This window comes from Pseudalkalibacillus decolorationis (assembly GCF_024609785.1).
Classification (GTDB): Bacteria; Bacillota; Bacilli; order Bacillales; family Fictibacillaceae; genus Pseudalkalibacillus; species Pseudalkalibacillus decolorationis.
Genome location: NZ_JANHJQ010000002.1, coordinates 59,124 through 79,066, shown reverse-complemented (window position 1 = coordinate 79,066; position 19,943 = coordinate 59,124). Strand labels below are relative to the sequence as shown.

Below are 19,943 nucleotides of genomic sequence, written 5' to 3'. Positions count from 1 at the left end.
AGACTTTTTATGGGAAGATACATTATTAATAGAGTGTTCATATCCATCCCATTACTTTTGATCATTTCGCTTTTGACGTTTGTCTTAATTAATCTTTCTCCTTTAGATCCAGCCGAAGTGGTATTACAAGCGCAAGGTGTTCCAAAAATAACAGATGAATTAATTGCTCAAACGAAAGAAGAGTTGGGGATGGATCAACCATTTATCCTACGATACTTTGATTGGCTTGTTGCCTCCTTACAGTTGGACTTTGGAGATTCATACGTGACAGGAAAACCTGTTTGGTCATTAATTGGTCCAGCTTTTCTAAATACATTCAAGTTAACGTTCGTTTCATCTGTTGTTATTATTGTTATGTCCATATTATTAGGTGTTATTTGCGCATTGAAGGAAGGAAAGATAGTAGATAAATCGGTAAGAGGGGTTTCATTCTTTCTAACTGCAATGCCGTCTTACTGGCTGGCGTCCATTATGATCTGGTATGTCTCTGTTAAATTCGATTTATTACCAACTAGTGGAATGGATTCATATAAAAGTTATATTCTACCCGTTATTGTCATCACGATAAGTTATGCAGGCATTTATTTTCGAAATGTTAGAACTTCGATGATAAGCAATTTAAATGAAGACTATGTACTCTATGGAAGGGCATGCGGCTTACCAGAAAAGAAAATCACCGTACACATTTTGAGAAATTCATTACAAGTAGCCATTTCCATATTTGGTATGGCTATTCCCATCATATTGGGTAGTACAGTAGTTATAGAAAACATTTTTGCATGGCCAGGCTTAGGGAGTTTGAGTGTTAAAGCAATTTTAAGCAGAGATTTCCCCATCATCCAGGCATACGTTCTCATTTTAGCAGCAGTCTTTGTATTATTTAATACGGTCTCCGACATTGTAAATGCAGCGATGAACCCTAAGATAAGGAATGATCTCTAAATGAGAATATTCAAAAATTTAAGTAAAGACAAGTTAGCTACGATATCTGTAACTGTCATTGTTGTAACGATTATTGTTGGGCTTTTTGCGCCATTTTTTGCACCACACGACCCGAATCAAGTAAATATGAGTCTTCGATATGCATCGTCATCGTGGGAATACCTACTAGGGAATGATCACCTAGGTCGATGTATTTTGTCCAGAATAATATATGGAATTCGTCCCAGCGTCTTATGGGTTTTAGTTGCCTTGTTTATTTCTGTTTTGATTGGGGCAGTTTTAGGGTTTCTATCAGGATATTTTAGAGGAAAAGTAGATGCTTTTATTATGAGGGTTTGTGACATTATGCTTTCTTTTCCTGGATACGTTATGACATTGGCGATTGTAGGTATTTTAGGAGTGGGTCTAGGGAACATTTTGATTGCATTTATTTTGGTGAAATGGGCATGGTTTGCTCGAGTAATTAGAACGTCCGTTATGCAGTATTCTGAATTAGAATATGTCAAATTTTCCAAGGCATCTGGAATTAGTGATCTGAAAATCATCTATAAACACCTAGTTCCTGTTACATTTTCTGATATCGCGGTTATTTCAAGCAGTTCTATTGGATCGATGATTTTGCAAATTTCAGGGTTTTCATTTCTGGGTTTAGGAATTCAAGCTCCAAATGCTGAATGGGGGATGATGTTAAATGAAGCAAGGGAAGTTATGTTTACGAGACCAGAATTAATGTTAGCACCTGGATTGGCCATTGTTATTGTCGTATCGGCATTTAATTTTTTATCTGATGCACTTCAAGTTGCTTTGGACCCAAAATTATTAAACTCTAAAAAGAGGCCTCAACAAAAATCACCTACTACTACCGTCAAAATCCAGAAAAAAGAGGTGGCTCATTAATGGAAAATATACTGGAAGTGAGAAACCTAAGAGTATGGGATTTAAATTCTGACAAAGTGCTTATTGCTAATAATTCGTTCGATTTAAGGCGATCAAGTTGCCTTGCCATTGTAGGAGAAAGTGGCAGTGGCAAGTCGATTACTTGCAGATCAATCATGAGACTGAATGGTTCATCTCTTCGCCAATCAGGGGAGATTTTATTTAAAGGAGAGAACTTAACGACCCTTTCCGAAAAAAAGATGAGAAGAAAAAGAGGAAGAAAACTTTGCATGATTTTGCAAAACGGGATGAGTGCATTCGATCCTTCTTGTGTGATTGGTGTTCACTTAAAAGAAACACTTGCTGAACATTTCGACTGCGACTGGAAGAAAAATGAGATCGAAGAAAAAATGAAACTTGCGATGGAAAGTGTTATGTTAAAAAACCCTATAGAAATAATGAATAAATACCCTCATCAGCTTTCCGGAGGAATGCTACAACGAATTATGATTGCGTTAGCGATTGTCTTAGAACCAGACATTATTATTGCGGATGAACCAACAACAGCCCTAGATACTGTTTCTCAATTTGAGGTTGTGGAGCAATTTATTCAATTACGCAAAAAAATGGGGTGTTCTATGATCTTTATCTCTCATGATTTAGGTGTAGTAAGAAAAATCGCGGACGAAGTTCTAGTGATGAAAGACGGAGAAATTGTTGAAAGAGGACCGACTGAAGCCATTTTCTTAAAACCCGAACATAAATATACCAAGTACTTAGTCTCTACTAGATTAGCCCTGAGTGAAAATTTTAAGAAGTTAATGAGAGGAGAGACTATCGTTGCTGAAAGTTAAAGGTGTAAAAAAATCCTATAAAAAAGGCGGATTATTTTCTACAGAAAGACAAGAAGTATTAAAAGATGTAAGTTTTGAATGCGAGAATGGTGTGTGTCTCGGGATTATAGGAGAAAGTGGCAGTGGAAAATCAACGTTAGGACGTTTGATGTTAGGAATAGAAAAGCCTGACCATGGAAGCATTTTATTTAATGGAAAGGAAGTGGAAAACAGAGAAGTGAGACTCGGTAATATTAGCGCAGTTTTCCAAGATTATAAATCTTCCATTAATCCTTTTTTTACAGTTGAAGAAGCAATTATGGAACCGTTAATCATTAAAAATAAGAACAAAAAAGAAAATCAATCTAAAATTGACCAACTACTATATCGAGTTGGTTTGAATCCTTCCTACAGAAACAAATACCCACATGAATTATCAGGGGGAGAGGCCCAAAGGGTAGGTATAGCAAGAGCCATTTCAGCGGAACCAACATGTCTCTTATTAGATGAAGCCATTAGTTCTCTGGATATATCTGTTCAAACTCAAGTTCTTAATCTATTAAAAGAATTAAAGAATATTTACAACATGAGTTTTATTTTTATCACTCATGATATACAGGCTGCTGCCTATATTTGTGACAGAGTCATTATATTTAAAGATGGTAAAATTGAAGAAATTGTTGAAATAGAACAATTGAAAAATGTTCAGTCAGATTATGCAAAGCAGTTATTGCAGTCATTAATTACGTTTTAATCTTGGGGGTAGTTTTCTGTTTGTAACGTTTTAATGGCTTACTACGAATAAATATAATAACTTTCTAAAATAAAATACAGCTCAAGAGAAATATTTGCCTGTATAAATATCTATTATACAGGTTTATTGGAGGGGGAAATTGTGAGCGGAGCTTTGTCTTGGCCGTTTCTACGCTTATATCTATTGGTTCTTCTCTATTTTAGTGCGAATGCTATTTTAAACGTAATTATACCATTACAAGGAGAATCATTAGGTGCCACGAATACAGCGATTGGCATTATCATGGGTGCATATCTTTTTACTACTATGTTCATTCGACCATGGGCAGGCCAGGTTATTCAGAAACATGGACCAATAAAGGTGTTGCATTTTATTTTAATTGTCAATGGTTTTGCCTTATTGTTATATACGTTTACTGGATTAGGGGGCTATTTAATTGCCCGAATGTTACAAGGTGTGTGTACAGCTTTCTTTTCTATGGCATTGCAGATAGGCATTATAGATGCTTTACCGGAAGAGGATCGTTCTCAAGGGATTTCACTTTATTCCTTATTTTCATATATACCTGGTATTATCGGTCCTTTATTGGCAGTAGGGATTTGGCAAGGAAATATGGATTATTTTACAGTAGTAATGATAGCAATTGCCCTTTTTACAGGCATTGTTGGGTATAGTGCTAAAGTGGAAAAAGGAGAGAGTAAATCTCTTGCAAATAAAGATAGTCAGGGAATTAATACTCTTAAATCCTATAGCCAGTTAGTTAAAAATCCTCATTTGTTTAAATGCAGTGTCTTAATGTTAGTGGCCTCTATTGTGTTTGGAGCCATCACAACTTTTATTCCTCTTTATGCTATGCAATTACAGGAAGGAAATGCCGGAGTTTACCTTATGCTTCAAGCAGGTACTGTTGTTTTTGCCCGCTTTACTTTAAGAAAAAAAATACCTTCCGATGGGAAATGGCATTCGTCCTTTATTATGCTAACTATGTTTATTCTGGCCCTGGCTGCACAAAGTGTAAGCTTTGCAGTAACGGGTGGCGCTCTCTTTTTCTATATTGCCGCCATTTTAATGGGTATAGCGCAAGCCATTATTTATCCAACATTAACAACCTACTTATCTTTTGTTTTGCCACAGCCAAATCGTAATGTTTTACTTGGTTTGTTTATTGCAATGGCGGATTTAGGTGTATCTCTAGGGAGTGTCATTATGGGGCCAATGGCTGATATTTTCTCCTACTCATTTATGTACATGATTTGTGCTATTTTAGGTGTGTTGATGGTATTCTTTGCTTATGATCCCCGAAAAACATGTGTTGGTAAAGCCTAAATAATGCACCATATAAAAAAAGAAGCAAATTTGGATTCACTCAGACCTCTTAGCCCTTTGGTAAGTGTAGAAGCGATCATTGTTAATGGAGATGTAACCATACTTGGTTTTACCAACAGTAGGAGAATTACCTTATTTTGTTGAAGTGGGGTATTCATTTCCTATTAGGTTTCACTCTGAATTGGAGAACCAGTTGGTTACTCTGACCAAGAGTGTACTAGAGGGCATTTGTGTTGATGTACAAGGAAACTTTGATATTGATAAAACTGAGTCTATTGATGTTAAGTATTTTAATTTAGATTATTTGCCTGAAGGATTAACGGAGGAATATCGAGGCTACATAGAACCCTATATTAAAGAATTAGTAAAAATATAGTTACTCCACAATCGGGGGCGTTGATCCAAGATGCACTGCACCCCAAATGTTAGGTTAGTGTCTAACATTTGGGGTGCAGTGCAAGAAGTATTGACGCTTTCTTTGTGGAAGTTATTATACTAACAAGCAGAAGAGTTTATTAAGGAAGTGCTACTGAATAAAGCAATATGATGTTGTTAGAAGGTTATTTTATGAATGAAAAAGACTTTCAGTTGTTACAAATTAGTTTGAAGGTGCGAACTAGGGATTATTTATATAATGTGAGAAAGGCTGTGAAGTTATTTGAGAGGTTATAAAGCAATGCTATTTGATTTAGCTTTGAATTAGCATTAAATAAGCTTAATGTGCAACCGGAAGCCGCATTATTCGTTGGAGATGACATAGAAAAGGATATTGGTGGTTGTCAAAATGCAAATATAAAGGGCATATGGTCCAATCCTCATATGATCAAGAATGATACCGAAATAAAACCATATGTTTTCAAAGCTTACTTAATATTAGTTTACATAATATAAGTTATAGTAAGTAATTTTAAAAAGAAGAAATCTCGTCTCAATTCTAAGAAAACTTATGATATTGAGACGAATAACCGCATTTTACCTTTCGACTAATTCTAATTTTTCTCCATCAGGACCTTCAAAAAAGGCAATTTTCACTTTATCATTTAAAATACTGCGCGGTGACTCATCAACCAGGTTCACACCCAAACTGACTAGTCTCTCAAGCTCAACTTCCAAATGATCTACGGTAAAGGCCAGGTGGTTCACTCTACCTTCCTGTTCATTCATTTTTTTTCCACAAATCAATTCGACCTCAACACTGTCTTGCTCTGGAAACGATAAAAAAGCAAGTTCGACTTTATCATTTAAAGCCTCTCTTAAGCGTAACTGGAGCCCTATTATATTTTGATAGAATGCAAGCGATTTTTCCATGTCACTAACCACAACACCTACATGTTCTAACTTTGTAATCATATCTCATTCACACTCCTGACAAATATATTCTTTTAAATTATTCACATTAAAAGATATAAATTGCATTTAAACGGGTTGCTGTACCTGTTCAAAAAAATACTCCTGTAACCTTACTGATAAACCGCCATGTCCAAACTTAATACGTGTGTTTGTTTTTAACCTTTTCATTAAAAATTCTAAAAAAGACAATATATATCTTCGACGATCTAAAATGTTTTTTATTCCATGCTTATAAAACCAAGAATCAATGGTATTGTATATACCTTTATTAATTCCGTATTTCTCATTGCATAAGCGAATAAATGATAAATCATTTAAATGAATCACTTCTTCTACATCGTACTTCATATTGATTCCCCTTACCAATAATTGTAGAGTAGTTGTTATTGCAAAATGAAATTATGCATTACTCAAATTTTTTTCTTTAAGCGCTTTTTGCATAAACACAATTTCATTACTCAAATTCGTTATACGTTCTAATACGTTTTTATCTATTATGTCATAGTGAGGTGTAAAGTGATCATCATGAGCATAAACAGATCCTGGTGCAACAAATGCACGAAGATAACCTGCAATTGGTTTTAGTTGATTTTCAATTATTAAGTAATGTTGATATGTCCCACCTGTGGCAACAAACCCCATTACCTTATTACGAAAAACGTTTGAAGGAATTAAATCAAATAAGTTTTTAAGTGTACCAGTGATTGATCCCTGAAATACTGGTGTACCAATAACATAAAAATCTGCGGAAGAAACAATATCTATTACTCTTTTTGTATCTCCAGTATAAGTTGATGGATCACGTCCATCACAGAACTGAATCTCGTAATCTTTTAAATCAAGCAACTCCACATCGATGTCTGGATATTTTGCCTTTACTTCATCTAATATTTTTTTTATAACAACCCCTGTTTTGGATCCAACAATTGTTCCTGATATCCCTAATAATTTCATATTCGATTCCCTCCCTAAAGTAAATGCTAAAAAAAGCCTTACTAAACCTTGATTACCTCATGATAAATGGGTCAGGAATAGATTCAGTGGATGTATTTATCCAAACTACTTTGCTTTGCATATACTCATTAATTGCTTCGTATCCACCTTCTCTTCCGAAACCACTAAGTCCTGATCCACCAATCGGTGCAATAGGTGATATACTACGGTATGTGTTCACCCACACAATTCCAGCACGAACTGCTTTCGCTACACGATGGGCTCTTGCTCCATCTTTGGACCAAATCCCAACCGCCAGACCATAATCGGTACTATTTGCTAGTTGTATTACTTCCTCTTCCTCTTTAAATGGAATGACACTTAATACTGGCCCGAAAATTTCCTCTCTTGTAATGCGAGATTTATTATTCGTATGCTCAAAAATAGTAGGTTCGAAATACCAGCCCTGTTTAAACCCTCCTGGTTTTTTCCCACCGGTAATGAGTTTTCCACCCTCATTAATTCCCAGATCAACATATTTTTCTACACGTTCTAGCTGTGTTTTAGTTGCTAATGGCCCCATCTCTGTTTCATCCATAAGCGGATCACCGATTTTTATCTGGGAAACGCGATCAACAAGGATTTGCATCACCTTATCATAAATGTCTACATGTAAAAATGCCCTTGAACCCGCTACACAACTTTGGCCAGATGCACCAAATATACCTGCGATAATTCCCATTGCGGCATTGGCTGGATCTGCATCATCAAACACAATATTAGGTGATTTTCCTCCAAGTTCGAGTGTCACTTTCGCAAAGTTTTCTGAAGAGTTACGAACAACATGACGGGCAGTTTCTGGACCACCTGTAAAGGCAACACGTCTAACGAGTGGATGTGAGGTTAACGAATCGCCAACGGGTTGACCAAATCCAGTCACTACATTAACAACTCCTGGTGGAAAACCCGCTTCTTCAACAAGCTTTACAAGTTCTAAAAGGGAAGCGGATGTGACTTCCGAAGGCTTAATCACAATTGTGTTTCCTGCTACTAACGCAGGTGCTAACTTCAATGTTGTTAAGTAAAGTGGAGAATTCCAAGGAGTAATGGCGGCTACAACACCAAGCGGTTCCTTCGAAGTAAATACAAACATATCTCTTTTATCAATCGGTAGTGTTTCTCCATGAATTTTATCTGCCAAACCTGCATAGTAATAAAAAAATTCTGGCAAGTACTTTAACTGTCCACGCATTTCCCTGATCAATTTTCCATTATCTCTTGTTTCAAATTCTGCAAGTTCTTCAGCTCGCTCCGCAATTAGTTCACCAAGTTTACGTACAAGACGCCCTCTCTCGGTAAATGTCATATTCGCCCATTCTGAATTTAAAAACGCTCGATGTGCGGCATGAACAACTTTATCTACATCCTCAGCCGTTCCTTTTGCTATATAACACCATGGCTCCCCTGTTGCTGGATTGTAGCTTTGAAAATATTCTCCATTTGAGGGTTCAATCCATTCACCATTTACATACATGTTATATTTTTTTAAGTTGGTTGCGGCTAGTTCCGTCATAATTCCCCTCCTCTATTCTGAATGTACTGTCTGTTTTTCAATAAATAACCGGATTAATTTACTCACATTTGTTGCATCTTCTACGGGTAGCATGTGCTTCATATTAGGTACAATGACGACCTCTGAACACCGTATTTTCTCGTTCATTTGTTTCGCCATTTCAGGATTTGAGCCTCTATCATGTTCCCCTGTAATAATAAGTGTTGGTGATAAAATATTGTGAAGTTTTGGCCATAACTCTTTATCGGCTGTTGCAAACAACGAATAGGCTGCTAAATATGAAGGAGGATTGTTAGTTTTAAGTCGGGTACGAATATTATTAATAATTTCGTCATGATTTACGATAAAATGATGACTAAACCAGCGTTGAATAGCAGGTTCGATGGTTGCGATTGGCCCTATTTTTTTCACTTCTTCCACTCTTGCTAATACAGCATTTCGTTGCTCTTCCGTCCGGTTGGCAACGGCATTCATAATAGTGAGGGTACTTACCCTATCCGTATATGTTAATTCGAAGGCTTGAGCAACCATTCCCCCCATAGAAAATCCAACGATATGACTTTTATTAATGTGTAAGTAATCCATTAATGCAGTTAACTGCTCTACAAATTGGGAAAGTGTATAAGGACCTGGAGGATGCTCAGATCCTCCGTGCCCAAGAGTGTCATACACAATTACTCGGAATTGTGTTGACAGCATTTCAACGTACTTTTCCCACATTGTATGGTCTAAGCCGACACCATGGATAAGAATGAGAGGTTCACCGTTCCCCTTCTCTTCATAACGTATGTCACCCTGACTATACAATGCAATTGGCATTAGACAAGCCCCATTTCAACCATATCTTGGTGACGGTTGCCTGTTCTAGGATGAGGACGTCCTCCCGTAGCAGCTCCTAAAGCAACAACAATTTCATCAGCCCTTGGTGCATCTGGAATATTGGCTTCAAATGTAATATAATGAGAACGCTGTGATTCATCTGTCTTATGAACCATAGGAATGGTCACCGATGATCCCGGTCCACCACGTTTATTCGTAAAACTTAAAATGCTTTTTGCCTTTACAGCATCACGGTACTTGTTTCCGAATTTCAATGTATGGATAAATGCGGATGCATGCTCTATTTCACCATCAACGCCTACAACTGCAGCTTTACCAAATGCTTCAACATCATCTGATGATGCAATGTGTTTAAACAACTCATTCACTAAAGTCTCTCCAATTTCTGGTGCATATTCATTAATTTCCGGTCTTAAATCCTCGACAAAGCCCTTATTAGTCCAAGGGTTCTTGATAACAATCATAGCTGCAATCATTTTAATGGGTTGTTCTACTTTTTTTCCACCTTCAATACGTGTTTCTTCAACTGCGGTATATACTTTACGGATTTCTAACATTACACCATTACCTCTTGTTCTTTAAATTTTGGCATTACTTCTTCAGTAAATAATTTTAAGCTGTTCATCATTTTGTCATGTGGTAACCCATTGTGATTGACCCAAAGTAACAATTCCTGGACGTTTAATTCTTCTTTTAATTCTTGAATCTTTTCTGTTACATATTCAGGTGTTCCGAACAATAAGTTTCTTGGATGTAAAAACGAGTAATCCAATTCTTGTCCTGGTTGTACTTGTTCACCCGGATCCATCAAATTGCCAAGTCCTCTCCAATGACAGACCCATCGGTAGTTGTTCAACACAGCTTCAGCTGCATCTTGACGGGCTTGCTCCATCGTTTCAGCTACATAGACATCGCGAACTAAGGCAATTCCTTCACCAAGTGGAACTTCGTATCCTCGCACTTTTGAAGCTGTTTCGCGATACAATTCAAAACGTCCTTTTAGCTCTTTAACCGTCGGCATCCAGAAAATACCTTTTATATTGTTTTCTGCAGCTAATTTAATTGATCGTGGGGAATCTATAACTTGCCATAAAGGTGGGTGCGGTTTTTGGCACGGCCTAGGCATTAGGGAAATTTTATTAATTTCAGCCTTTTCCATATCCATGAATTCTGAAGAAGCTGGACTCATTGGATGACTCCACTTCAACCCTTTTGGTGGAAATTGGTAAATATCGCCTTGGTGTGAAAAGAAACGATCAGACCAAGCCTCCTTTAACACTTCGATCGTTTCTTCAAACAATGCACGGTTCTGTTCTTGGTTTTGTGGATCGGCAAGCGTATTTAAGTTGGCTGCCTCCCTTCCATATAATCCACGAGCTAAACCGACTTCAACCCTTCCTTTACTTAATTGATCAAGCATAGCAAGGTCTTCTGCTAATCTAAGAGGATGCCAGAAAGTGATAACGTTTGCAGCTTGCCCAATGCGAATTCTCTTTGTATGTGCAGCAATGTCTGCTCCCATTAAAATCGGATTGGAAATCAATTCATTTCCTTCATGGCCAAAGTGGTGTTCGGTATACCAAATGGAATTATATCCGGTTTCATCACAATAAATTGCTTGTTCACGAGCTTCATCCAGAACCTTATCATATTCATCATGACGTCCTGGTCCCGATAGGTTTGCAAAAATTCCAAATTTCACAACTATCATTCCTCCCTATTTATCCGTATTTTTAATGATTTTTTCAGCAATACCTAATTTTAATTGCTCTCCACTTGCTCTCACATGTTCGCGCATGGCTCTTTCAGCTTCATATTTATCACCTTTTAAAATAGCTGCTAAAATAGCCTTATGCTCTTCAAGAGATTTTTCAATTCGGTTTGGCATATCAATACTGAGATAAACATAACGACTATAAGGCATTTGATTAAGAAGTAAATTAAGTAAATAACTTAATTTAGAATTATTAGCCCCTTCATGAATAGCTGTATGGAACACATTGTTCGCTTCTACATAAAGCTTATGATCCGATGTTTGAATGGCTTTTTCCATAGTAGCTACTGCCTTTTTAACTTCATTAATCTCCTTTGCATTTTTTCTCTCTGCTAATAACCCCGCAGCTAGGCCTTCCATTGTCTCTTTTACAGTAAATAACTCGGTTAACTCTAATTCTGTTAGTGTCGTTACGCATGTGCCTACACGTGGAATAATTTCAACTAATCCCTCCCTCTCTAACTGCTTTAATGCTTCTCTAATAGGTGTTCGACTAACTTTGTAATACTCAGATAGAGAATACTCTGATAACTTTACTCCTGGCTCGTATTCACCCGTCACGATTGCTTCTCGAATTGCATTTGTCACTTGGGTTGTAATACTTGTTGTTAAGATAGTTGAAATGGAAAATCCCTCCCTTATTAAAACCTCAATAGCAGTTTCTAACATGTAACATGTTACATACAAGATTATAGTTACATAATAGGCTATACGATTTATGATGTCAATTAGTTGTTTAAATATTTTAAATAGTAAACCTATTTATTTATTTCTGAATCCTGATAATCAAATTCCATTGATTTTCCACGATACACCTTTTCCTCCGTGATACCCTGTTCGGTTCCTAATTTTTTAGCAATTTTAGGGGCAGTCCATAATATCGGCAGCATAATAAGCGAAACTGGAACAGCAGCTATAACTACAAATGACTGTAACGCACCAATTCCACCCTCACCGACCTTAATTAAAATAACAGCAATGATAGACATCATTACTGCCCAGAATACACGAACAATTTTCGGGGGATCCCCAACCCCTGTCACGCTCATTGAAACCGAATAAGACATTGAGTCAACCGTTGTAACCACAAAGATAACAGTTAACACAAGAAAAACAGTTGGCATTATTGAACCTAACGGCATTTGTTGGGCAATAGAGATAATTGCAGCGGGTAATCCATTATCAGATAAGGGTTCACTAACTGAACCAGGCTTTTTTAATTCATAAAAAATACCTGTACCACCTAAGACCGTAAACCAAAAATTCGTTATTAAAGATGCAATAACGGATACCATAAGAAAAACTTCCCTAATACTCCGGCCTCTAGAAATTCTAGCTACAAACAAAGCAACTAAAGGTCCGAAACCTATAAACCAACCAAAGAAAAATAGCATCCATGAACCTAACCATTCTTGATCCCCACGGTAAGTGCTAATGGGTATAAACTCATTTAAATAAAATCCTGCAGATGAAATAAACGAATCAATAATAAATTTTCCAGGGCCAAATAACAATAAAAAAATGGCAACTGCAATAGCGATATTAATATTCAATCTGCTTAGCCATTGAATCCCCTTATCAATACCAGTTAAGGTTGAAAATAAAACAACACCTGTAAGAGCTACAATGATAATGACTTGAGTACTAAATGTATCTGGCCACCCAAATACCGCATGAACCCCATAACTTACTTGTAAACCAAGAAAGCCGATCGGGCCAATTGTCCCTGCTACTGCCCCAACAATACAAAGAACATCCGTTATTGTTCCCCAAACACTATGATAAATCTTTTTACCAAATATAGGATATAACAAAATTCTAGGTTTCAATGGCATTCCCTTATTATAATGGGCGTACATAATAACAATCGTACTAATTGCTCCATAAACGGCCCATGCTATAAAACCCCATGACATATAACTTTGGGCTAGTGCTGGTTTAATTGCTGCCTGAGTTCCACCTTCTATTCCCGGATGCATCGGAGGAGCATCTAAAAAATAATACATTGGCTCTGCTGCAGCCCAAAAGACGCCCCCTGCACCTAACCCAGCAGTCACAATAATAGCCGTCCATTTAAAAAATCCCATCTCTGGCTTATCCATATTTCCAAGTCGCGCTTTCCCATATCGAGATAAAGAAATACCTACACCTACAATAAATGTGGCAATTAAAAGTAACTGCCAATAGGCTCCAAAGTATCTAATAGATAAGTCAAATCCTAAATTAACATAGTTTGTCACCATCTCTACTTTAAACAATGACAACAAAACAAATAAACCAAATATGCCCCCACTTAAAATAAAAACAGGCCAATCTATTTTTGTTTTCAAAGACTGCCAATCATTCATTAATCCTTCCTCCCTAAAATTTTTACAATTCCGAATACTTGATAACGCTTTCAATAAAATTTTCTTAAAAAAAATGCTGAAAGAATCCTACTCCTCTCTTTTTTATTCAACTGCCACTAGGTTGAATATCTTTTATGGAGTAAACAAGTTATCTTGCATGTAACATACTAGTTGAATATCAATAAGGTAAATCACATTTTCGGAATTGTCAATATATTCTTTTAATTAAACGTGGAATAGTTGTCTAGTTCGATCAAAGAAGAATTGAGTAATTCGCTTTTTATAAAAAATACAATCCACTATTTGCATTAATTCTAATTTTCATTCTTAGAAAAATAACCTATTCTAAATTTACAAAATTTATTGATAATTTAAAAAGAATGATATACTTTGGTAATAATCTAACATGTTACATGTTACATGTAACATACCAAATTAATCTTTTAGTACTCGAAACTTAAAAGGAAAGGCTTGATAACATCTTTTTTTAAGAAAAGGACTGGGAAAAAATGACCTCTGTTAAAGCCATCACACGTAAACCCTTGCTCATTAACGGTGAATGGATGAGTGCAAAGGATTATATCCCGTTATACGCCCCTTACTCAGGTGAAATTTCGTCCAACAAGAAACCGATCAGGCAATTGACGCAGCATATAGAGCTCGGAAAGTGAAGGCGAAAATGCCGGCGCATCAACGTGCCAAAATTTTAGAAACAATAGTTCATTTACTTAAAGAGTGGACAGAAGAAGCCGCAAAAATTATTGCTTTGGAAGTGTCCAAGCCGATTCAAACCGCAATAGGAGAAGTAGCCCGAACAATTGAAACGTATAAATTTTTTGCAGATGAAGCGAAAAGAATTCATGGTGAAACATTGCCGTTGGATGCTGCTAAGGATGGAGAAAACAGACTTGCATACACAGTCCGTGAGCCAATAGGTGTCATAGGAGCTATTACACCTTTTAACTTCCCTATGAACCTAGTTGCTCACAAAGTGGGTCTGGTCCGGCCATTGAAAGTGGGAACACGATCGTGCTAAAACCCGCGTCCCAAACGCCATTATCCTCCTTTTTCATTGCGGAACTTCTTCAAGAAGCCGGATTACCAGAAGGAGCACTAAATGTTATTACAGGAAGTGGAAGAATTATTGAGGATAAAATTGTGACTGATGACAGAGTGAACATGATTACCTTTACGGGAAGTCTGGAAGTCGGACTTGGTATCCGGAATAAAGCTAACTTGAAACGGGTGACTTTAGAGCTTGGTTCAAATGCAGCGGCCATCATCGACAAAGGTGTTGATCTTGATAAAATTGTTTCCCGGTGTGTAAAAGGGCCTTTTTATTTCAGGGGCAAGTTTGTATTTCCTTACAACGCGTGTGTATTCATGAAGAATTATACGATAGGTTTATTGAAAAATTTGTGTCAGAAACTAAAAAGCTAATTTTAGGTGATCCACTTGATCAAAAAACGGATGTATCTGCATTAATCACACCTGCAGACATCAAACGTTCCTTGAATTGGATTGATGAAGCTAAAAATTCCGGAGCAAAAATAGTGACGGGTGGAATAGCCGATGGAAATATCCTTCACCCCACGATTATTTTGGAAGCGGATTCAAAATTGAAAATCTCTTGCCAAGAAGTCTTTGCCCCTATTGTCTTAGTGAATAAGGTGAACTCAGTAGATGAAGCGATTGCCAAGTGAATGATTCCCGCTATGGTCTACAAACAGGCATTTACACCAATAATGTACATACCGCCTTAGATGCAGCCGATAACTTATGTGTTGGTGGAGTCATGATTAATAACATCCCAACCTTTCGTGTTGATCATATGCCGTATGGCGGTGTGAAGGAAAGTGGAACGGGTCGTGAAGGGTTAAAGTACGCTGTAGAAGAAATGACCGAATTAAAGCTTGTTGTTTGGACCGTAATTAGGAGGTATTAAATATGGCCTACTATGCAGCACTTTTACACATGGTTGATCCTGAAAAAAATAAAGAAACATTACCGTTTCATATTGAATATTTAGATGCTCTTGATAACCAAGGGAAAATATTTGCAAGAGGGCCATTTTTAGACGGTTCAGGTGGACTTGTTGTATATATTGCCGATACGTTTGAAGAAGCACGTTTCTTAGCGGAAAAAGATCCACATGTTTTTGAGAGATCACGCCGGCTTGAACTTAAGGAATGGAGAGCCATATAAAGTTAATGGATAAAAATAAGATTATGATTACGTTGTTGATATAAAATTAGGCAGTCCAGTGTATTGGGATCTCAGAAAAATGAAAGTCCAAGGCTCCGACCATTAAAGGTACTAATTCGTACTGATGCGATAAATATTAATTTCACCTATATAAAGGCTCGGTACTGAAGTTACCATGAACCACCGTTTATTCCAGGGATAGATGCCACGGGAACAATAGAAACCAATTGGTAAGAACCCCTAATGAGGACAGTAACCCCTTGAGAAAGTAGTTTTTAATTTCATCATAGTCGCCTTATGTAGCTTTAACTCAATTCCAGAAGTTGCTGTTAAATCTTTTCATGATTTCCGGTAACAAGTTTTGCGTAACACTTAAAAATGTACCGACACGCAACGTACCAATCTCGAATTCTTTAACGTTTTATCTCTCTACCTACCCTGAGATACATGACACTACATTTCAAGAGGATACCGAATAACTACTGGGAAATTCTTCTGTATTTTAAATACAAAAACACACTTGTGAAGCTTCATAAAGTCAAAAGGGAAATAAACAATGCAAACACTCCGGTAAGGGTCAACATTAGGGACACGAAGTACATTGGAATATGAGAAGAATAAAAGATCTGACTTTCGATTTGTTTTTTCTTTTGAAGGTAACTCAATGTAGCGATAAGGGTGATGGCAACGCCAAAGACTGCCGTTGAGATTCCAATCACCAGGACCAAAATATTTGCGAATGGGTAATTCAAGTTACCGAAAAAGAAATGTAAGGTTAACAACCCGATTCCAATGATTGCGATCGCAGTCCGAATCCACGCCAAATAGGTTCGCTCGTTTGCAAGATGCTGTTGGGCATATTGAAGTTGATTATAGTGTTGCACTCTTGTCTTTTCCATACAAACTTCCCTCCTATGGGGAAAGGTAACAATTGCTGATTTAGAGTCATTTGTCCAAATACGGACTTACAGCCCCGAAATTTAAAGATGCTACCTTTATCCTTATAAAGCTCCCGCACTTAATTCAAAATTTTCAACTGTAACACGCCCATCAAAACAAGCCTCTATATCTCCAAATTTACGAATATATTCAATGACAAGATCCCGCATAATTAAAGAGGTGTCACGAATATTGGTGGCTTTTAAGAACGCCTTAAACCCGTCCCCGCCTTTTCCTGTAAAATCATCGGCGGCAATTGTATAAACTTTATCCACTTGCAATAGCTCCCCGTTAATGAGCGCTTCCACGACTTGTTGTCCCAAAGGTAAAGAAGAATCGACCCTTAACTGAATTCCCGATTTTTCAAGAACCCCGGCAACATTCATCCCTGCACTTTGCTCAAGCAATTCTTTTAAATGACGGCCTGTCATCTCCATCACTAGGATATTGTTATTGAAAGGCATGACATTGATAAAATCCCCAACCGTAATATCACCTGCATCAATATCTGAACGTAAACCACCTGGATTTGTAAACGCTACGTCGACATTCGTGTAATCACGAATAGCGTCTGTTACGATATTCCCTAGTAACGATTCACCAAAGTAATTACGCGTCAAGTTTCGATCTGTGCAGCCAATTTTTTCTTTAATTAATTCGTTTAAACGATCATCCCAGTATTGTACCCGAGCCGCAACAGCTGAATCAGGTTCAATCTGATCAGCATAAATGGGTTCAAGGTGCCCGTTATATGAAACTATTTTTTTCTTTTCTTTGTCCATACTCAACTTTAAATAACCTACAAATGTTCCTAATCCTCGAGTTGAACAAAGCAGCGTCCCTGATTCTTTTACCACGTAAGGCTTAGGGATTGATTTGTGAGCATGTCCTGTAATCATTAGGTCAATGCCTTTCACATTGTTACACATGCGTACATCTTCTTCAAAATCGTCTTCTACAACAACTTCCCTATCTGTCGTCGATTGCTCCGCAGGAACTCCTTGGTGCGCAAGGACAATTATTAAATCAACATGTGGACGGAGAAGATTTACGTACTCTTGTAAAAGAGCTTCTTGCTCACGAAATTCAAGATCCTTAACAAGGTCGACTTGTATCGTTTCATAACCGGCTTTTTTTCCATGAATGCCGATAATACCGATTTTCAGACCGCCCTTTTCAAGAATTTCATAAGGTTTAGCGAACAATATATTGGTTCCTTTATAGAAAATACTCCCAGACAAAAAAGGAAACTGTGCTTGTGCCACTAGCTTTCTCGCATTTTGCACACCGTGATCAAATTCATGGTTGCCGATGCATGAAGCATCAAAACAGATGGTGTTAAATAAATCAACGGGTGCTTCTCCATTTGTTAACAGGCTGATAGGCGGTCCGGTAACGATGTCACCCGCATCCAGCACGAGAACATTCGGCTCTGTATTTCGGATTTTCTTGATATATGTGGCCATATAAGCAGCCCCACCCATCATCGGTGAGCCTTCAATCCATGTCGCTCGAACTGGTTTGTCTTGAGCATGAAAATCGTTGGTATATACAATCGTTAATTCAGTAGTATTTGACATATACTCTCTCCTATCTAGTAATATTCATTTTAAAAGTTCAAGAATGAATGGCCATTTACAGTCGATGGAATATTAAAATTATCTGCAAATGTTACGCTAAATCACACTATTGCCAATGTGTATACAATTAAGATCAGTCTTCATTTGACCTTCAAAGAGCTCAACCAAAATCGCCGTTCCAGATGGCGGCTTGTTTCCGATTACTTTTGAATGTGAACATAGACTATTTTTGTTTTATCTTACCTCCGTTTTCGCTCTCTTTGATCAATCTTCCATTTTGGTTGAATGCTAGTTTTCCTGTAACGTTTGGACCAGCTAAATTGCTTTGCCCTGTTCCCGTGACCGGTAACCGAGCTCCATCGATGTTCGGGTTAGCATACTGGACGAACCAGTTTTCCATCCGACTACGCAAATCATGAATTTGATCTTGATAATCCGGATGATCGTACAAATTGTTCCGCTCTTGTGGATCGTTTACCAAGTCATAGAACTCGAACGGACCGTACGGGTAACGATGAATATATTTATACTGTTTCGTACGGATCATTCGGACCGGACCATATTCGTCATAGACAACAACATGCCCGCGTTCTTCTTTGTTTTTCCCTTCTAAGATTGGCACAAAGCTTTTGCCCGGCAATTCGTCCTTGACGGGATTTTCAATATTGACATAGTCGAGAAGTGTTGGCATTACATCATATTGGCTTAACAGCGCATCATAAACGCTGCCTTCCGGTATACGCCCCGGGTGACTGAAAATTGCTGGCACTTTTACGGAGTTATCGTACATGTTTTGAGGATATGTGCCATTTCCTTTTCCCCAAATCCCATTTTGACCGCAACTGAATCCATTGTCGCTCATGAAGCAAATGAGCGTATTTTCGCGTATTCCAAGTTCATCTAGCTTCTCTAAAATCAATCCCACACCTTCGTCCATAGCCGTCACCGCAGCGAAATACCCCTTTAAATTTTCACGCGGGTTCGAACGTACAGTGGATGGACTGGTTATTGAAAGAAGCCAAGGATGTTCGGGCTCTTGTGGGCATGATTCGAAACGACAATCGTCATACATGTCTACGTATTCTTGTGGATGCTCACCAACCCACAAATGATGCGGTGCGGTATAATGAACACTCAAGTAAAAGGGTTGATCTACTTTTGAACGTTCATCTAAAAAGGCCAAAGAATCTTGCGTAATTAAATTCGTTAAATAGCCCGTTTCCTTCACGACTTTGCCATTACGTACCATTGTTGGGTTGTTATAATGTCCTCCGTCGTAAACGTAAACATACCAGTGATCAAAACCTTTTTGCCGTTCAAAATCGTTACAAAGACCCCATTTCCCGCTGATTCCACAATAGTACCCCATACTTTCAAGCACTTCAGTGTAGGAAAGGTGATCGTCTAAATATTGAAGATGCGGGTTATCATTTTCGCGGATAAAGTCGTGCACCCCGTGCTGTGACGGAATTTTCCCCGTGAGAACCGAGGCTCTTGCTGGCGCGCAAACCGGAGACGTACAGAAGAAGTTCTCAAGCCGAGCCCCTTGCTCTGCAAGACGATCCAAATTCGGTGTCTTGATCTCTTTGTTACCTGAACACCCAAGCGCCCATGGACCTTGATCATCCGTCATGATAAAAATAATGTTTGGTTTCGTATTCGGCATATCG

The 19,943-nt window shown here is 37.8% G+C and carries 19 protein-coding genes and 2 pseudogenes; 9 read left to right on the top strand and 12 right to left on the bottom strand.

The features are described from left to right. Positions 1-9: 9 nt before the first annotated feature. The 7 genes and pseudogenes from opp1B to NON16_RS02285 all read left to right on the top strand — a co-directional run. Entirely contained in the window at positions 10-942 is a 933-nt protein-coding gene (gene opp1B / locus NON16_RS02315; RefSeq protein WP_257346765.1) for a nickel/cobalt ABC transporter permease, read from the top strand. Next, positions 943-1,839: a staphylopine uptake ABC transporter permease subunit CntC gene (cntC, locus tag NON16_RS02310; protein ID WP_257346763.1), complete on the top strand. Its 897-nt coding sequence runs from the start codon at positions 943-945 to the stop codon at positions 1,837-1,839. It abuts the gene before it with no gap. Next, the gene (gene cntD, locus NON16_RS02305; protein WP_257346761.1) at positions 1,839-2,672 is read left to right on the top strand and encodes a staphylopine uptake ABC transporter ATP-binding protein CntD; all 834 of its coding nucleotides are present in this window, start codon (positions 1,839-1,841) and stop codon (positions 2,670-2,672) included. Before cntC ends, cntD begins: the two co-directional genes overlap by 1 nt. After that, positions 2,659-3,405, top strand: a complete 747-nt coding sequence (locus NON16_RS02300) for an ABC transporter ATP-binding protein (protein ID WP_257346759.1) — start codon at positions 2,659-2,661, stop codon at positions 3,403-3,405. Before cntD ends, NON16_RS02300 begins: the two co-directional genes overlap by 14 nt. Positions 3,406-3,546: 141 nt before the next feature. Then, positions 3,547-4,731, top strand: a complete 1,185-nt coding sequence (cntE, locus tag NON16_RS02295) for a staphylopine family metallophore export MFS transporter CntE (protein ID WP_257346757.1) — start codon at positions 3,547-3,549, stop codon at positions 4,729-4,731. 103 nt (positions 4,732-4,834) lie between these two features. Continuing rightward, positions 4,835-5,107 carry an NUDIX hydrolase gene (locus NON16_RS02290; RefSeq protein ID WP_257346755.1) on the top strand — a complete coding sequence of 91 codons (273 nt, stop codon included), beginning with the start codon at positions 4,835-4,837 and terminating at the stop codon, positions 5,105-5,107. 317 nt (positions 5,108-5,424) lie between these two features. Then, a pseudogene (locus NON16_RS02285) lies at positions 5,425-5,622 on the top strand (HAD family hydrolase); the annotation flags it as partial. Between the two features lie 81 nt (positions 5,623-5,703). On the opposite strand, the gene NON16_RS02280 reads toward NON16_RS02285, so the two are convergent. From NON16_RS02280 to NON16_RS02240, 9 genes are all read right to left on the bottom strand, one after another. After that, the gene (locus tag NON16_RS02280) at positions 5,704-6,081 is read right to left on the bottom strand and encodes a VOC family protein (RefSeq protein WP_257346753.1); all 378 of its coding nucleotides are present in this window, start codon (positions 6,079-6,081) and stop codon (positions 5,704-5,706) included. A 66-nt stretch (positions 6,082-6,147) separates the two neighbouring features. Next, positions 6,148-6,429: a hypothetical protein gene (locus NON16_RS02275; protein ID WP_257346751.1), complete on the bottom strand. Its 282-nt coding sequence runs from the start codon at positions 6,427-6,429 to the stop codon at positions 6,148-6,150. 51 nt (positions 6,430-6,480) lie between these two features. Then, entirely contained in the window at positions 6,481-7,035 is a 555-nt protein-coding gene (locus NON16_RS02270; RefSeq protein ID WP_257346749.1) for an NADPH-dependent FMN reductase, read from the bottom strand. 52 nt (positions 7,036-7,087) lie between these two features. Further along, positions 7,088-8,587: an aldehyde dehydrogenase gene (locus NON16_RS02265; RefSeq protein WP_257346747.1), complete on the bottom strand. Its 1,500-nt coding sequence runs from the start codon at positions 8,585-8,587 to the stop codon at positions 7,088-7,090. Between the two features lie 12 nt (positions 8,588-8,599). After that, positions 8,600-9,406: an alpha/beta fold hydrolase gene (locus NON16_RS02260; protein WP_257346745.1), complete on the bottom strand. Its 807-nt coding sequence runs from the start codon at positions 9,404-9,406 to the stop codon at positions 8,600-8,602. Next, the gene (locus NON16_RS02255; RefSeq protein ID WP_257346743.1) at positions 9,406-9,984 is read right to left on the bottom strand and encodes an amino acid synthesis family protein; all 579 of its coding nucleotides are present in this window, start codon (positions 9,982-9,984) and stop codon (positions 9,406-9,408) included. The genes NON16_RS02260 and NON16_RS02255 overlap by 1 nt, the downstream gene beginning before the upstream one ends. Beyond that, positions 9,984-11,129, bottom strand: coding sequence for an LLM class flavin-dependent oxidoreductase (locus tag NON16_RS02250; protein ID WP_257346741.1), 1,146 nt, complete (start codon positions 11,127-11,129; stop codon positions 9,984-9,986). Before NON16_RS02250 ends, NON16_RS02255 begins: the two co-directional genes overlap by 1 nt. Positions 11,130-11,144: 15 nt before the next feature. Then, a complete protein-coding gene (locus tag NON16_RS02245) occupies positions 11,145-11,870 on the bottom strand; it encodes a GntR family transcriptional regulator (RefSeq protein WP_257346739.1) in 726 nt (241 codons plus the stop codon). Positions 11,871-11,959: 89 nt separating this feature from the next. After that, a complete protein-coding gene (locus NON16_RS02240; protein ID WP_257346738.1) occupies positions 11,960-13,549 on the bottom strand; it encodes a BCCT family transporter in 1,590 nt (529 codons plus the stop codon). A 509-nt stretch (positions 13,550-14,058) separates the two neighbouring features. Here NON16_RS02240 and NON16_RS02235 point away from each other — a divergent pair. Further along, a pseudogene (locus NON16_RS02235) lies at positions 14,059-15,494 on the top strand (aldehyde dehydrogenase family protein). 2 nt (positions 15,495-15,496) lie between these two features. Then, on the top strand, positions 15,497-15,754 hold the full coding sequence (locus tag NON16_RS02230) for a YciI family protein (RefSeq protein WP_257346736.1): 258 nt from the start codon (positions 15,497-15,499) through the stop codon (positions 15,752-15,754). Positions 15,755-16,284: 530 nt separating this feature from the next. Here NON16_RS02230 and NON16_RS02225 read toward each other — a convergent pair. The 3 genes from NON16_RS02225 to NON16_RS02215 all read right to left on the bottom strand — a co-directional run bounded on the left by NON16_RS02225 (position 16,285) and on the right by NON16_RS02215 (position 19,939). After that, on the bottom strand, positions 16,285-16,653 hold the full coding sequence (locus NON16_RS02225) for a YidH family protein (protein WP_257346733.1): 369 nt from the start codon (positions 16,651-16,653) through the stop codon (positions 16,285-16,287). Between the two features lie 102 nt (positions 16,654-16,755). Further along, positions 16,756-18,273 carry a bifunctional metallophosphatase/5'-nucleotidase gene (locus NON16_RS02220; RefSeq protein ID WP_257346731.1) on the bottom strand — a complete coding sequence of 506 codons (1,518 nt, stop codon included), beginning with the start codon at positions 18,271-18,273 and terminating at the stop codon, positions 16,756-16,758. Positions 18,274-18,496: 223 nt separating this feature from the next. Then, the gene (locus tag NON16_RS02215; protein WP_257346729.1) at positions 18,497-19,939 is read right to left on the bottom strand and encodes a sulfatase family protein; all 1,443 of its coding nucleotides are present in this window, start codon (positions 19,937-19,939) and stop codon (positions 18,497-18,499) included. Positions 19,940-19,943 lie beyond the last annotated feature (4 nt).

What these genes read in the sequence shown, in the direction of transcription:
- opp1B (WP_257346765.1), top strand. Translation starts at nt 10, where the DNA reads ATGGGAAGATACATTATTAATAGAGTGTTCATATCCATCCCATTACTT.
- cntC (WP_257346763.1), top strand. Translation starts at nt 943, where the DNA reads ATGAGAATATTCAAAAATTTAAGTAAAGACAAGTTAGCTACGATATCT.
- cntD (WP_257346761.1), top strand. Translation starts at nt 1,839, where the DNA reads ATGGAAAATATACTGGAAGTGAGAAACCTAAGAGTATGGGATTTAAAT.
- NON16_RS02280 (WP_257346753.1), bottom strand. Translation starts at nt 6,081, where the DNA reads ATGATTACAAAGTTAGAACATGTAGGTGTTGTGGTTAGTGACATGGAA.
- NON16_RS02275 (WP_257346751.1), bottom strand. Translation starts at nt 6,429, where the DNA reads ATGAAGTACGATGTAGAAGAAGTGATTCATTTAAATGATTTATCATTT.
- NON16_RS02270 (WP_257346749.1), bottom strand. Translation starts at nt 7,035, where the DNA reads ATGAAATTATTAGGGATATCAGGAACAATTGTTGGATCCAAAACAGGG.
- NON16_RS02265 (WP_257346747.1), bottom strand. Translation starts at nt 8,587, where the DNA reads ATGACGGAACTAGCCGCAACCAACTTAAAAAAATATAACATGTATGTA.
- NON16_RS02260 (WP_257346745.1), bottom strand. Translation starts at nt 9,406, where the DNA reads ATGCCAATTGCATTGTATAGTCAGGGTGACATACGTTATGAAGAGAAG.
- NON16_RS02255 (WP_257346743.1), bottom strand. Translation starts at nt 9,984, where the DNA reads ATGTTAGAAATCCGTAAAGTATATACCGCAGTTGAAGAAACACGTATT.
- NON16_RS02245 (WP_257346739.1), bottom strand. Translation starts at nt 11,870, where the DNA reads ATGTTAGAAACTGCTATTGAGGTTTTAATAAGGGAGGGATTTTCCATT.
- NON16_RS02240 (WP_257346738.1), bottom strand. Translation starts at nt 13,549, where the DNA reads ATGAATGATTGGCAGTCTTTGAAAACAAAAATAGATTGGCCTGTTTTT.
- NON16_RS02230 (WP_257346736.1), top strand. Translation starts at nt 15,497, where the DNA reads ATGGCCTACTATGCAGCACTTTTACACATGGTTGATCCTGAAAAAAAT.
- NON16_RS02225 (WP_257346733.1), bottom strand. Translation starts at nt 16,653, where the DNA reads ATGGAAAAGACAAGAGTGCAACACTATAATCAACTTCAATATGCCCAA.
- NON16_RS02220 (WP_257346731.1), bottom strand. Translation starts at nt 18,273, where the DNA reads ATGTCAAATACTACTGAATTAACGATTGTATATACCAACGATTTTCAT.
- NON16_RS02215 (WP_257346729.1), bottom strand. Translation starts at nt 19,939, where the DNA reads ATGCCGAATACGAAACCAAACATTATTTTTATCATGACGGATGATCAA.